The 12,810-nt window shown below is 67.8% G+C and carries 13 protein-coding genes; 6 read left to right on the top strand and 7 right to left on the bottom strand.

Annotated features, from left to right (window positions below):
• Positions 1-214: 214 nt before the first annotated feature.
• On the bottom strand, positions 215-472 hold the full coding sequence (locus tag HMPREF0307_RS09325; protein ID WP_066492178.1) for a hypothetical protein: 258 nt from the start codon (positions 470-472) through the stop codon (positions 215-217).
• A 39-nt stretch (positions 473-511) separates the two neighbouring features.
• Between HMPREF0307_RS09325 and HMPREF0307_RS09320 the strand changes: the two genes are divergently transcribed.
• Positions 512-2,917, top strand: coding sequence for an ATP-binding cassette domain-containing protein (locus HMPREF0307_RS09320; RefSeq protein WP_231725134.1), 2,406 nt, complete (start codon positions 512-514; stop codon positions 2,915-2,917).
• On the opposite strand, the gene HMPREF0307_RS09315 is transcribed toward HMPREF0307_RS09320, so the two are convergent.
• Genes HMPREF0307_RS09315 through lspA form a run of 3 tightly spaced genes read right to left on the bottom strand, consistent with a single transcriptional unit; the run spans position 2,900 to position 4,858 of the window.
• Positions 2,900-3,463: a hypothetical protein gene (locus HMPREF0307_RS09315; RefSeq protein WP_066492173.1), complete on the bottom strand. Its 564-nt coding sequence runs from the start codon at positions 3,461-3,463 to the stop codon at positions 2,900-2,902. The genes HMPREF0307_RS09320 and HMPREF0307_RS09315 overlap by 18 nt on opposite strands.
• On the bottom strand, positions 3,460-4,383 hold the full coding sequence (locus tag HMPREF0307_RS09310; RefSeq protein ID WP_066492171.1) for an RluA family pseudouridine synthase: 924 nt from the start codon (positions 4,381-4,383) through the stop codon (positions 3,460-3,462). The genes HMPREF0307_RS09315 and HMPREF0307_RS09310 overlap by 4 nt, the downstream gene beginning before the upstream one ends.
• A complete protein-coding gene (lspA, locus tag HMPREF0307_RS09305) occupies positions 4,367-4,858 on the bottom strand; it encodes a signal peptidase II (protein ID WP_066492168.1) in 492 nt (163 codons plus the stop codon). The genes HMPREF0307_RS09310 and lspA overlap by 17 nt, the downstream gene beginning before the upstream one ends.
• Positions 4,859-4,899: 41 nt before the next feature.
• Here lspA and HMPREF0307_RS09300 point away from each other — a divergent pair, with 41 nt between their 5' ends.
• On the top strand, positions 4,900-5,865 hold the full coding sequence (locus HMPREF0307_RS09300; RefSeq protein ID WP_066492164.1) for a hypothetical protein: 966 nt from the start codon (positions 4,900-4,902) through the stop codon (positions 5,863-5,865).
• 208 nt (positions 5,866-6,073) lie between these two features.
• Here the strand turns inward: HMPREF0307_RS09300 and HMPREF0307_RS09295 are convergent, their stop codons facing one another.
• Entirely contained in the window at positions 6,074-6,763 is a 690-nt protein-coding gene (locus tag HMPREF0307_RS09295) for a WKL family lipoprotein (protein ID WP_066492156.1), read from the bottom strand.
• 139 nt (positions 6,764-6,902) lie between these two features.
• Between HMPREF0307_RS09295 and HMPREF0307_RS09290 the strand changes: the two genes are divergently transcribed.
• The gene (locus tag HMPREF0307_RS09290) at positions 6,903-7,784 is read left to right on the top strand and encodes an asparaginase (RefSeq protein ID WP_066492146.1); all 882 of its coding nucleotides are present in this window, start codon (positions 6,903-6,905) and stop codon (positions 7,782-7,784) included.
• Here HMPREF0307_RS09290 and HMPREF0307_RS09285 read toward each other — a convergent pair.
• Positions 7,781-9,187 carry a DNA polymerase IV gene (locus HMPREF0307_RS09285; protein WP_066492143.1) on the bottom strand — a complete coding sequence of 469 codons (1,407 nt, stop codon included), beginning with the start codon at positions 9,185-9,187 and terminating at the stop codon, positions 7,781-7,783. The two genes, HMPREF0307_RS09290 and HMPREF0307_RS09285, sit on opposite strands and share 4 nt — an antisense overlap.
• Positions 9,188-9,238: 51 nt before the next feature.
• A complete protein-coding gene (locus HMPREF0307_RS09280) occupies positions 9,239-10,048 on the bottom strand; it encodes an EamA family transporter (RefSeq protein ID WP_066492199.1) in 810 nt (269 codons plus the stop codon).
• A 159-nt stretch (positions 10,049-10,207) separates the two neighbouring features.
• Here HMPREF0307_RS09280 and HMPREF0307_RS09275 point away from each other — a divergent pair, with 159 nt between their 5' ends.
• From HMPREF0307_RS09275 to HMPREF0307_RS09265, 3 genes are all read left to right on the top strand, one after another.
• Positions 10,208-10,846 (top strand): GntR family transcriptional regulator, encoded by a 639-nt coding sequence (locus HMPREF0307_RS09275; RefSeq protein WP_230384053.1) that lies wholly within the window; start codon positions 10,208-10,210, stop codon positions 10,844-10,846.
• Positions 10,843-12,156 (top strand): MFS transporter, encoded by a 1,314-nt coding sequence (locus tag HMPREF0307_RS09270; RefSeq protein WP_066492139.1) that lies wholly within the window; start codon positions 10,843-10,845, stop codon positions 12,154-12,156. The genes HMPREF0307_RS09275 and HMPREF0307_RS09270 overlap by 4 nt, the downstream gene beginning before the upstream one ends.
• 147 nt (positions 12,157-12,303) lie before the next feature.
• Positions 12,304-12,777, top strand: coding sequence for a hypothetical protein (locus tag HMPREF0307_RS09265; protein WP_066492135.1), 474 nt, complete (start codon positions 12,304-12,306; stop codon positions 12,775-12,777).
• The last annotated feature ends 33 nt before the right edge of the window (positions 12,778-12,810 follow it).

Below are 12,810 nucleotides of genomic sequence, written 5' to 3'. Positions count from 1 at the left end.
ATCACATCGTAGCCGTCAACAAAGGCGGGCTCTCAGTCCTCGATAATTTGATGCCACTGTGCAGGTACCACAACGGAAAGAAGGCCGACGGCGATAGCTACTGGAAAGACGACCAAGGCCGCATCTGGTTCCAGCCAGCCTACGGCGACCCCGTCCTCTGTTAGGACACACCCCCGAAGCACCCGCCCCACCCCGGCGGGCACTTCGGCATGCCCTAACGCCGCCGCGCCTCTTTGGCCCGGCGGCGCGCCTCCTTTTCTTCCGCGGCGTCGAGCGCCCAGCCCGGCATGACTATCAGGAGACCAGAACCGGCAAGCGCGACCACGGCCCCCATCACGCGGTCGAGGGCCTCGCCGCCGAAGGCGAGAAGGCCGAGCCCCAGCACGAGCGCCGCCACGGCGCAGAGGAACCCAAACTTGTAGTTCGGCATCCACGCGCCGAACCCTCGCACGTTCGAAAGCCAGTTGTCCATAGCGCCCCAGCCTATCGCACCCCGCGTACCCTGGACGCCATGGAATTCACGACAGACACCGGCATGATCCGCGTTCGCGACGCCCACCTGCACAACCTCCGCAACGTCGACGTCGACCTCCCACGCGGCCAACTCGTCGCGGTCACAGGTGTCTCGGGCTCGGGCAAGTCGTCTCTGGCCTTCGGCACCATCCACGGCGAGGGCCAGCGCCGCTATTTTGAGTCCGTGGCGCCGTTCGCCCGCCGGCTCATCTCCTCGGCGGTCGACCCGCAGGTCGGCGGCATCGAGGGGCTCCCGCCCACGGTCGCCCTCCAGCAGTCCACCTCGGGCGGCGGCGCGCGCTCCACCGTGGGCACGGTCTCCGCGATGTCGAACACCATCCGCCTGCTTTACTCGCGCGTAGGCGACAACCCGGAGGGCCTCTACTCAGACTCCTTCTCCCCCAACACACCTGAAGGCATGTGTCCGGACTGCCAAGGCACCGGCATTCAGCACGTGCCCACAGAAGAATCCATGGTCCCGGACCCGACACTGTCCATCAACGAGGGCGCCATCAAGGCGTGGCCGCAAGCCTGGGCAGGGAAGAACTTCCACGACATTCTGGAGGAACTCGGCTACGACCTCGACTCCCCCTGGCAGGACCTGTCGCAGAAGGACCGCGACTGGATCCTCTTTACCGAGGAGCGCCCCGTCGTCACCGTCCATCCACACCGCGGCGCCGACCAAATTCAGCGCAACTACGAGGGCACATGGCGCTCCGTCGCGAGCTACCTCACCAAGACCTTCCACGAGACACAGTCGGACACGCTACGCGACCGCACCCTGCGCTTCATGGAGTCCCACACCTGCCCCACTTGCGGCGGCCGCCGCCTCAACCCCAAGGCCCTCAAGGTCACGTATGCGGGACTGCGCATCGACGAGCTCGGCGCGCTTCCCCTCGCCGACGTACTCACCCTGCTCCAGGCGCAGCCGCACGACAACACGGCCGCCGAGCTGCTGCTCAAACAGGCCATCCCCGCGCTCGAGTCCGCGGTCGAGCTGGGGCTTGGCCACTTAAGTCTCGATCGTCCCTCGGCGACGCTCTCGCCCGGCGAGCTCCAGCGCCTGCGCCTAGCCGCCCAGCTGCGCTCCGGGCTCTTCGGCGTCGCCTATGTCCTCGACGAGCCTTCGGCCGGTCTCCACCCCGAGGAGCGCACCGCCGTCATGGATATCTGCCGCCGCTTCCTCGCCGCCGGCAACTCCGTCCTCCTCGTCGAGCACGACATGGACTTGGTCGCGCAGGCCGATTGGCTCGTCGACGTCGGCCCGCTCGCAGGCGAGGCCGGCGGCGAGATCCTCTACTCCGGCCCCATCGACGCCTATGCTGCCGAGACCCCCACCTCCCACGCCTTGCACTCCCGCCAGCTCCAGCTCAACGCCGCGCCCCGCGACGCTCACGGCGAGCTCTCCCTCCACGGCGTCAACTGCCGCAGCATCAAGGAACTTGACGTTGACTTTGGACTCGGCCAGTTCACCGCCGTTGCCGGTGTGTCGGGCTCGGGCAAGTCGACGCTCATCTCCACCGTGCTCGCCGGTCTCCTGCGCAGCACCGCCACCGCCGTGAGCGATAACGAGGAGGAAACCGGCTGGTCGGTCCGCGCACACGAGGGCCTCGACCAGGTCTCGCGCGTGGTGCAGATTACCCAGAAGCCCATCGGCCGCACGCCGCGCTCCACGCTGGCCACGTACACCGGGCTTTTCGATGCCGTCCGCAAGCTCTTCGCCGCCACCCCCGCCGCCAAGGAGAAGAAGTGGACCGTCTCCCGCTTTTCCTACAACGTCAAGCAGGGCCAATGCCCCACGTGCGGCGGCGCAGGCCAGATCGAGGTCGAGCTCGCGTTCCTGCCGGGCTCGTACTCAACGTGCCCCGACTGCCACAGCGCCCGCTATAACCCGGAAACCCTCGAGATAACCTGGAACGGCTACACCATCGCCGACGTCCTCGCGCTCACCGTCGACGACGCCGCCGCGGTCTTCGCCGAGGAACCGCCCATCGCCCGCGCACTCGCCACCCTCCAGTCCGTCGGCCTCGGCTACCTGCGCCTCGGCCAGGGCGCCCCGGAGCTCTCCGGCGGCGAGGCCCAGCGCATCAAGCTCGCCACCGAGCTCCAGCGCTCCCGCAACTCCCGTCGCGGCCACACTGTCTACATCCTGGACGAGCCCACCACGGGCCTCCACCCCGCCGATATCGCGTTGCTCAACGCGGAGCTCCACAAGCTCGCCGATGCCGGCCAGACCGTCCTCGTCGTCGAGCACAACCTCTCCGTCATCGCTTCGGCCGACCGCGTCCTCGAGATGGGGCCCGGCGCAGGTGCCGACGGCGGCCGGATTATCGCCGACGCCACGCCCGCCGAGCTCGCCCGCCGCGACACCCCCACGGGGCGCGCCTTAGCCAGCCGAGCCTAACGGGCGGATGCCGAAGCTGCCCCAGGCGGCATCGGCAGGCGCGGCATCGACGACCACGACCTCGTCGCGAGCAGCGAGGCTGCGCAGCACATCCCCGTCTGCGTAAACGACCACCGCAGAGATAGTCCGCGGGTTCTTCAGCTCCCCGATGCCCGCGATCGCGGTATCGATGCGCCTAAACTCGAGCTCAAAGACATCCGCGCGCGTCACCCCCGCGACGGGCTCCGCGAGCGGCACCGGGCTTGCCGCGCCGACGATCATGGCGCTCACGCGCGGGACGTCCGCCAGCGCGTCGGAGGCTTGCTGCGCGGTGAGCGGCGCGGTAAAGGACACGAGCGCGTAGCGATCCTCGTCCACGTCAGCGAGCGAGTCCGCGACCCGCGCGATATACGCCTCGCGGGACTCCTCGACGTCGGGCCCCAGCTGGTCGCCCTGCACCGGCACCTCGCCGTGGGAGCCGAACACGCCGAAGCCCAGGACGACGAGCAGCGCCGCGGCCGCCCCTGCGGCGACGCGGCGACGCCGATAGACGAGGGCCTGGTTCATCCGCGCAGTACCTCAAGCGCGTGCTCGAGGTCCGCCGGGTAGGGCGCCTCCACCTCGAAGTACTTGCCTGTGCCCGGGTGCGTGAAGCCGAGCTTGACCGCGTGCAACCACTGGCGGTTAAGGCCCACCCGCTTGGCGAGGTTCGGGTCGCAGCCGTACATCGGGTCGCCCACGCACGGGTGCCCCGTGGCGGACATGTGGACGCGAATCTGGTGCGTGCGGCCGGTCTCCAGGTGCACCTCGAGCAGGCTCGCCTCGCGGAAGGCTTCGAGCAGCTTGTAGTGAGTCACCGCGTTCTTGCCGCCGTCGACGACCGCGAATTTCCATCCCGAGGACGGATGGCGGCCAATCGGCGCGTCAATCGTGCCCTCAATCGGGTCCGGCAGGCCCTGCACCACGGCGTGGTACGTCTTCTTCACGGTACGTTCCTTAAACGCCTGTTTGAGCTGCGAATACGCCCGCATGCTTGCCGCGACAACCATGACGCCCGAGGTGCCCACATCGAGGCGGTGCACGATGCCCTTGCGCTCCGCCGGTCCGCCGTCCGAAAGCGTGTAGCCGGCCGCGCGGAGCCCGCCGATGACCGTCGGGCCCTCCCAGCCCAGCGTCGGGTGCGCCGCGACGCCCACGGGCTTGTGAACGCAGATGACGTCGTCATCCGCGTAGAGGACGTCCATGCCCTCCACGAGCTCCTCCTTCGGCACGAGCGGCTCCTCCGGCGCGGGCATGACCACGTCGATCCACCCGCCGGCGGTGAGGCGCTCAGACTTGCCCACCGCGACGCCGTCGATCTCCACGTCGCCGGCGTCGCAGGCCTTGGCGGCCTTGGCGCGGGAGACACCCAACAACTTGGCGAGGGCGGCATCGGCACGCATGCCCTCCAGCCCCTCGGGCACGGGCAGCCTACGAGACTCGCGCATTCCGACCCTCCAACAGCAAGAAGATGATGAACACGACGACGCCGCACGTGATCGACGCGTCCGCAATGTTGAAGACTGCGAAGTTGCCCACCGAGATGAAGTCCACCACGTGGCCGAACCAAAACCCCGGCTCACGCACGAGGCGGTCGACGAGGTTGCCCAGCGCGCCGCCGGCGATCATCGCCAGACCCACGGCCTGTCCACGGTCGGTAATCCGCGGCGCGGCAATCGCCACGCCCACCACGAACGCGAGCTGGATGGTCGTAAACAACCAGGTCGAGCCGGCTCCGCCCATAGAGAACGCCGCGCCTGGGTTAAAAAGCAGATAGAAACGGAACCAGTCACCGAGGACGGGCAGGGGCTCGCCCTCGGTGAGGATGGACAGCATGAGCTGCTTGACGGCTTGGTCGACGACAGCGACGCCCCCGATGATCGCCGCCATCATCCCCACGTATCTCTTCGCTTTCTCACTCACCCGGTCTATTGTAGGGTCCCCCGTCCTGTAATTTGGAATGGGTGAAACGTGTTGCAGTTTTATCAGTTCTCCTCACCGGCGCCCTCGCGGGCTGTAATTACGAAGCCCCCGGCCCCGCGGTCGAACAGGCCGTCGGCTCCGATGTCGACGCCCCACGCGTGACCGTCAAGGACGCCGGCACCGGCGATAAGCGCGTCCTCGCCTACGCAGACATCGGCAAAGAGCAGGCCGTCACCGTCGACGTCACCTCTGGGTTCGCCCAGGACGTCGTCAAAGCTGACCGCGCAGCGGACTTCGAGACCTCCAGCCTCGACGAGAAGACCACCACTCTCCCGCTGAAAGGCTCCGTCGAGGAAGCCTCCGAGGCCACCGACGGCCAAGCCGAAGCCTCCCGCAACGTCTTCTTCACCGTCGGCGTACCGGAGTACTCCGGCAACGTGCGCATCGACTCGGCTGAGGGCTTCCAATTCGGCTGGCGCGCCGTCGACTCCGGCCAGATGTCCTCGCTGCGCCTCGCTGCGCCCCAGGAGGGCACGGACGAGGCCCGCGCACTCGCGGAGACCGCCATTTCCACGCTCGTCTCGCTGCCTGTCGTCTTCCCCGACGAAGAAATCGGCGCCGGCGCGACGTGGACCGTCGAGTCCCGCGTCGCTGGCGGCTCGCCCCTGCTCCAGACCGTCACCTACACCGTCGACGCGCTCACGGACACCGGCGCGCAGCTTTCCGTCGACGTCGACCAACGCCCGAGCCTCGGCGCCCTGTCGCTCGACGCCGCCACTCAGCCTTCCGATGCCCCCTCCACCGCTTCTGCCGGCACTCTCGACGTCCGATCCTCCGACTCGCAGGCCTCCGGCAAGCTCACCGTCGATTTGTCGCAGCCGCTGCCCGTGGCCGGCGACGTCGACGTGATGACCCGCGTCGTCTACGGCCAGGACGGCGGCGAACAGCCCGCCGTCGTCCAGACCACAAAGACCGGCCTCAAATTCTCGCCCAACGCCGCAGACTAACGCTCCTGTTCTTCTCGGCGCCATCGCGTCCGATGCCCTCGGCGCCTGGGACTTCCGCGCGCGACCTGCCGAGTTCACAGTGCCGGTACTCACGCTCGCAGGCAGCGATGACCAGGTCACTCCCCAGCGACGATGCGCGCTCGGCGAGGCCACCGGCGCTCAAACGACGAAACGCCCCGCGCAACAGCGGGGCGTTTGTCTTGAGGTGTTACTCAGCGGCCGGGGCGTCGACCGGAGCTTCCTCGGCTGGGGCGTCGCCAGCCGGAGCCTCGGCGGCGGGGGCTGCGGGGTCGGCAGCGGGGGCATCGGCAGCCTCGCCGGCGCCGGCACCGGAAACGGCCGGGTCACCGGCGGTATCGGCAGCGGTGGCGCCGGTCTGGGCGTTACACATCGCCGGAACCTGCTCCGGGGCGACGGTGCTGGTAATCAGGGTGCACGTCCAGGACTGGGAGAGCTTCCACACGCCGTCCTCGTAGACGAACTCGACCTGGTCCGCGGTCTGCGTGTTCGGGTTATCCGGGGTCGTGAACTCCACGGTGGTAAGCAGGCTGTCCGGGGTGTAGCCCGGCACGACCGGGTCGACGACGGTGAACGTCGCGCCGGACTCGGCCTTGGACGCGGCCATCGTGTCGAAGAGCTCCGGCGCGGACTCGCCGCCCTGGACGGTCTGAGTCTTCTCCTCGAGCGGAACGTTGGGATCCGTGGCCTTAGCGAGGATCGCGTTGAGGTCAGCCGCGGTGGGCAGCTCAGCCGGGGCGGTCGCAGTATCCGAAGCAGCAGCCGAGGACGCGGCCGAAGTCTCGGCCGTGTCGCTGGAGTTCTCATCGGACGAGCAGGCCGCCAGGGTCGTGGCGGCGGACAGTGCCAGCGCGGCGGCGGCCAGCTTGGTGTACTTCACGATTTCTCCTTGGATCTCTATGGCAATAACGCCCAAGCCTACCTGCGCGCTGCGCCGCGCCTGGCATACGACCCGGCTGCGTGCCCGGATTCACAGGTTTCCAGCACGGGGCGTTACGGCTCGTCTAAGCTGTGGGGCTATGACAACTGTGCTCATCTCCACCGGCGGAACCATCGCCTGCACCACCGACGCCTCGGGCGCGCTTGTGCCCACGAAAACCGCCGCGGACCTGGCGGCTTTGCTTGACGAGCCCGTGCGTGCCGTCGACTACATCCAACTCGATTCCTCCGCCGTGACGCTCGCGGACCTGGACGGGCTCATCGCCATGATCATGGAGACGGCCGCGGACCCGACCGTGGAGCGCATCATCGTCACGCATGGCACAGACTCGCTCGAGGACACCGCCATGGCGCTCTCCCTCTTCTATGACAGCCTTACCCCCGTCGTGCTCACCGGTGCGCAGCGGCCTTTCGATGCCGCCGAGCCCGACGGCCCCCGCAACCTCAACGACGCACTGCATGCGGAGGGCTCCGGTGTACTCATCCAATTCGGAGGAATGACCACCCCGGCATGGGGCGCGCGCAAGGAGCACACGCAGTCCCTGCGGGCGTTCGGCGCGGCGGAGGCCGACTTCCCCTCCGTCCTCCCGCTGCCCCGCCACCCGCTCGCAGACCAGAAGGTCACAGTGCTCGCCGCCTATCCCGGCGCGCCGGGCGAGCTTGTCGATGCCGCCGTGGCCGCCGGCTACCGCGGCCTCGTGGTCGAGGGCATGGGCTCCGGCAATGTGAGCCCGGGCATGGGCGCGGCGCTTGCCCGTGCCCTCTCCGCCGGCGTCCAGGTCGTTCTCACCACCCGCGTGCCTCACGGCCCGGTGTCGCTCATCTACGGCGGCGAGGGCGGCGGCGCGACGCTCGCGGCGAAGGGCGCGGTGGGCTCGGGCATCCTTCACGCGGGCCAAGCGCGCATCGTGCTCGCTGCTGCGCTGGCGACGGGCACGGACGTGCGCGAGCTTTTCGGCTAAGACTCGCGAGCGGGGGCATCGGCGAGCTCGTCGTCGGCGGCGAGCCAGTCAGCCCAGTCGAGGCTGTCCAGCGGATCGCCGGGATGCAGCGCCGGGTCGTTGACGGCGAAGGAACGAGTCTTGCCGGGGCCCGTGGCACGGGTTTCGAAGCGCACACTCACCACGCCGTGGCCGGTGCCTTGGACCCAGCCGTGGCCGTACTCGTCGTGCACGATATCCTGCGTCGCCACCCACGTGTCCTCGGGGACGTCTTCGGTGACGACCTCGACGCGCTCGGGCACGCGGCCGTCCGAGACGCCGGGCTCGTAGTCCGTGTCGTCGCGCGTCACCGCGAGCCGGTCGAGTTCCGGGAAGAGCACGTCCTGGCGGGCTTCCTCAAGCCCCGAGTAACTCACGCCCACAAGGCGAATGGGGCCCAGCTCGTCCGGGTAGCGCGCAACGCGGAATGCGGTGGCCTTGAGCGTGTCCAGATCGTCCGTTGCGTACGAAAGCGTGGCAGAGCGGGATTCGATGTGGAAGTCAGCCATGCGCAATTTAAGCGTCACGGTGCGGGCGCCGCGGCCGTCCTTGAGGAGGCGACGGTGGGCGCCCTCGGCGGCGCGGACGATGGCGGCATCGACAGTCTCTTTAGTGAGGAGGTCTTTGGGATACGTGTGCTCCGTGGATATCTGCTTGGAGATGGCGCGCGGGGCGACGACGCGGTTATCGATGCCCTGCGCCATGAGCCACAACGAGCGCCCCACCGTCGAGCCGATAGAGATGTCGACCTCCTTCTCCGACATCGCCGCTAGGTCGCCGATGGTCACGATGCCGATCGCGTTGAGCTTCGCGCCCGTCACTGGGCCGATGCCCCAGAGCTTCGTCACGGGCAGCGGGTGGAGCATGTCCAGCTGGCGCTCGACCGGAATGATGTACACGCCGTCGGGTTTGGCCTCGCCAGAGCCGATTTTCGCGAACTGCTTGCCAGAACCTGCGCCGATGGACGCGGGCAGGCCCGTCTCTTCCCGAATCGTGCGGCGCAGGTCCTCGCACCACTCGCGGACCTCCTCGGGCGTCGCGCCCACGAGCTCGGGCGGCTCGAGGAAGGCCTCGTCGATGGAGAGCTGCTCAAAGACCTCGACGCGGCGGGCGACGGACTGAAAGACGCGGCGCGAGGCCGCCGAATACACCGGAAAGCGCGGGCGCACGACCACGCCGCGCAGCCCCACGAGCTGCTGCGCGCGGTACATAGGCATGGCGGAATGCGCGCCGAACTCGCGAGCTTCATAGGACGCGCCCGCCACGACGCCGCGGCCCGACAGCCCGCCCACGAGGACGGGCCGGCCGCGCAGGGTAGGCCGGGTCAACTGCTCACACGACGCGAAGAACGCGTCCATGTCGATGTGTAGGACCCAGCGCTGCATGCAGCTCAGTCTATCGTGGGAGTTCATCCGAGCCGAACAGAAGGGCGAACGCTATGAGCGTCGCAACGTCACCGCCGCAACAACAAGCCCGATGCCCGCGATCTCCGGCAGCGTGAGCCACTGCCGCAGCGCCACTGCGCCCACCACGGCGGCCACGAGCGGCAGAATGGCCTGGAGCAGCGCGAAGTACGCCGAGCCCGCCATGCGGAGCACCACTTGGTCGAGCGAATACGGAATGGCTGCCGAGAGCAGGCCGAGCGCCAGCGCCAACCCGACCACGGCCCCGCCGCCCAGCGACAAGGATGAGGGCCACAAGACTGCCACGAGCGGCACCCCTGCGAGCCCGGCCCAGCAGAACCCGACGGCCATGGTGGTGCGAGTGCCGCGGCCATCGGCAGCAGCGGCGGCAACGCGGGAGCCGGCGAGGATATAGAGCGCCCAGAGCGCGCCCGCCGCAAGCGCCCAGAGCAGGCCCGCGCCGGCCGTCGTCCACGTCGCGCCGGAAATGATGAGCACTCCGGCCACCGCGAGGCCCAACGCCAGCCAATCGCGGCAATTCCGCGAGCCCCACGCGGCCACGGCGACGGGACCGAGGAACTCGATGGCCACCGCCGTGCCTAGCGGAACGGAGTGGATGGCCTGGTAGAAGACCATGTTCATTCCCATCGTCACCACGCCATAGACCGCGGCATGGAAGCCGGGCCACCCCAGGAAGTCGCGCACGCGCGGGCGCGCGAGTACCGCCAAAATAAACCCGGCCGCAGCAATGCGAAACCACGCGACGACGACGGGCGGGAACTGCGCAAAGAGCCCCACCGCGACGGCCGCGCCCGCATACAGCGACAGCCCGGAGACGACCATGACACCCGGCGCGCGCCAGCGGCTCACGGGAATGGATGCTGCCACGGTCACTCCTTTCCTGCTTGTGTCTCGTACATCATGGCACACTGAATTGCATCTATCGCTCACTCAGTGGGGTGTCTACTTGCAATGGATGCAACATGGATACAAGATGTATCCATGACCAGTTCACCACCCGCTGCCGAGCGCGCCTATGAGTTTGTAAAGAACCGCATCATCAGCGGCGACTACACCCAGAACACGCTGCTTTCCGAGGGCGATGTCGCCGCCGCCATCGGGCTGTCGCGCACCCCCGTGCGCGAGGCGTTCCTGCGCTTGGAGGTCGAGGGCTTCCTGCAGCTCTACCCCAAGCGTGGCGCGCTGGTCGTACCCATCCATCCGGACGATATCCGGGAAGTCTTCGATGCCCGCGAGCTCATCGACGCCCATTGCGCGGAGCATATCTGCCAGCTTGCCGATGCCGCCCGCGCGGCGTTGGGCGAGCAACTCACCGCCGTCATCGCGGAGCAAACCGCCGCGCTTGACCGCGGCGATCTGCGCGACTACACGCGTCTCGATGCCGTCTTCCACCAAACCATCATGGACCACGGCGGAAACTCCATCCTGGCGCAGCTCGGCCACAGCCTACGCGAGCGCCAGCAGCGCTTCACGGCGGCGGCGATTGGCCGCAACGTCGAGACGGCACGTTCCTTCGTCGAGGGCCACCAGCGGCTCACCGCCGCGTTGGTCGCCGGAGACCTTCCCACCTATCGCACCGAAATACACGCTCATCTGTCGAATTCGAGGAACCAATTATGAGCACACCCGTGTCAACCACGTCCGAAGTGGAGTCAGAACCATTTTCTCAGGCCTCGGCGCCTGCCGCCGAGGCCCCCTCTCCTCTACATTTTGGCCCCCATGCATGGTGGCCCGTTGCCGGCTCCATGGTCGCTGTGGCCTGGGGCGGCAACGAGTTCACCCCGTTGCTCGTCATGTACCGCGAGACCTCTCACTTCTCGCAGGTCACCGTCAACGGCCTGCTGGGCGCCTACGTGTTGGGCATTATCCCGGCGCTGCTCATCGGTGGCCCGCTGTCCGACCTCATCGGCCGCCGCCCCATGTTGCTGCCGGCCGCTCCCCTGTCACTCCTGGGTTCCTTCCTGCTGTCCATTGGCCCGCACGAACCGCTCATCATCGCCGCCGGGCGCATCCTCTGCGGCATGGCGCTGGGCCTGGTCATGGCCGTCGGCTCGACGTGGGTGACCGAACTTATCCAGCGCGCGGGCGGCGACCCGTCCGCCGGCGCCCGCAAGGCGTCGCTCTGCTTGACCGCTGGCTTCCTCGTGGGCGCGGGCCTGGCCTCCGTTCTCGCGCAGTGGGGCCCGTGGCCCACGCACACTGCCTACGTCCTCCACATCGCGCTCACACTCGTCACCGCCATCTGGCTTACCAAGACTCCGGAGACGCGCTGCCCGCGCCACGGCGACGTAAAGACCACCATCCTCGATCTCACCGTGCGCGAGATGCTCGACATGCTGCGCATCCCGTCCGCCGCGCACCGCCGGTTCCTGCGCGTCGTCGTCCCCGTCGCCCCGTGGGTCTTCGGCTGTGCCGGCGCCGCCTACGCACTGCTGCCCCAGCTGCTGTCCAAGTCCGCCGGCGAGGCGCCCATCGCCTTCTCAGGCCTGATGACCGTCATCACCCTGGGCTGCGGCGTCGCGGTCCAGATGCTGGGCAAGCTCATCGACACGCACAAGTCTGCACGTGCCTCCGCCATCGCCATGGCTGTTATCGCCGTCGGCGCCATCCTCGGTGCCTACGCCGCGCACACGCTCTCGCTGCCCGCCGGCATCGCCGCCGCCGCGACGATGGGCGCCGGCTACGGCCTAGCCCTCGTCGCAGGCCTCTCCGAGGTCCAGCGCATCGCCGGCGACACCGAGCTCGCAGGGCTTACCGCCGTGTACTACTCCGTGAGCTACCTCGGCTTCTTCATCCCTATGCTGTTTAGCGCCCTGGCGCCGTACCTTGGTTTCACCACGCTGTTCATCGTCGGTTCGGTCCTCGCCATCGCGTGCTTCGTCAATGTGCTCTTCGCCTGGCGTGCGCACCTGCCGGGTACCCGCCGCTAGTCCAGCTCGCCGCTCCCTCCCCAGCGTTCACCGCGCTGGGGATTTCCTTTTCCTGCAGCTAAGGGAATTTTCATATGAATTGGAGTCGGACACTATAAATATCTCCGATGTGAGATGAAAGGGATTCCACCAACGTTGGGAGATTCAATGGCCATCCTCATCATGCCCAACCTTCAACTCGGTTCCGAGCACTCCCTTGGCCTTGCCTGGGAGCTCTCGGCATTCGAGTTCGGCGTGTCCGAAGGAGCCACCAGCGTCATCTTCACCGGCCCCCTCCTCGCTGGCGGCGCGCCCACGGACGAAGCCGACGTCGTTCTCAAGCCCGCACTCGCCCGCTTCGATGACTGCCTCCTTGTCGCCAAAGGCGACCTCGGTTGCAAAGCCCCCCGCCTCGTGGCGGGCTTTTCTGTCCAGCTTTGGGTTTATGGCGCCTTGACTCCTCATTGGGGTGGTGAAGCACCACAAAACCAAAGCTGGCATGGGTCGGTCCGGCTTAGCTTTGGGTTTATGGCGTTTGGGGCCGTGGTGGCGATGCCGAGGTGCTATAAAACCAAAGCTAGGGCTCTTGACCGGTGGCTGGGTTTGAGTTTTTATCGTTTCGGGCGGCCGCGGAGGGGCTGAAATGATAAAACCCAAAGCTGGCGAGCGGCGGGG

The sequence above is a fragment of the Corynebacterium sp. DNF00584 genome (assembly GCF_001552965.1).
Taxonomy (GTDB): domain Bacteria; phylum Actinomycetota; class Actinomycetes; order Mycobacteriales; family Mycobacteriaceae; genus Corynebacterium; species Corynebacterium phoceense.
Note: the sequence above shows the minus strand (reverse complement) of the source record. Positions and strands in the feature narration are given on the sequence as shown.

Coding starts and splice junctions, on each gene's coding strand:
- HMPREF0307_RS09310 (WP_066492171.1), bottom strand. CDS start 4,383: ATGCGCGAGTCTCGTAGGCTGCCCGTGCCCGAGGGGCTGGAGGGCATG.
- HMPREF0307_RS09275 (WP_230384053.1), top strand. CDS start 10,208: ATGACCAGTTCACCACCCGCTGCCGAGCGCGCCTATGAGTTTGTAAAG.
- HMPREF0307_RS09315 (WP_066492173.1), bottom strand. CDS start 3,463: ATGAACCAGGCCCTCGTCTATCGGCGTCGCCGCGTCGCCGCAGGGGCG.
- HMPREF0307_RS09285 (WP_066492143.1), bottom strand. CDS start 9,187: ATGCAGCGCTGGGTCCTACACATCGACATGGACGCGTTCTTCGCGTCG.
- HMPREF0307_RS09265 (WP_066492135.1), top strand. CDS start 12,304: ATGGCCATCCTCATCATGCCCAACCTTCAACTCGGTTCCGAGCACTCC.
- HMPREF0307_RS09290 (WP_066492146.1), top strand. CDS start 6,903: ATGACAACTGTGCTCATCTCCACCGGCGGAACCATCGCCTGCACCACC.
- HMPREF0307_RS09270 (WP_066492139.1), top strand. CDS start 10,843: ATGAGCACACCCGTGTCAACCACGTCCGAAGTGGAGTCAGAACCATTT.
- HMPREF0307_RS09320 (WP_231725134.1), top strand. CDS start 512: ATGGAATTCACGACAGACACCGGCATGATCCGCGTTCGCGACGCCCAC.
- HMPREF0307_RS09325 (WP_066492178.1), bottom strand. CDS start 472: ATGGACAACTGGCTTTCGAACGTGCGAGGGTTCGGCGCGTGGATGCCG.
- HMPREF0307_RS09280 (WP_066492199.1), bottom strand. CDS start 10,048: ATGGTCGTCTCCGGGCTGTCGCTGTATGCGGGCGCGGCCGTCGCGGTG.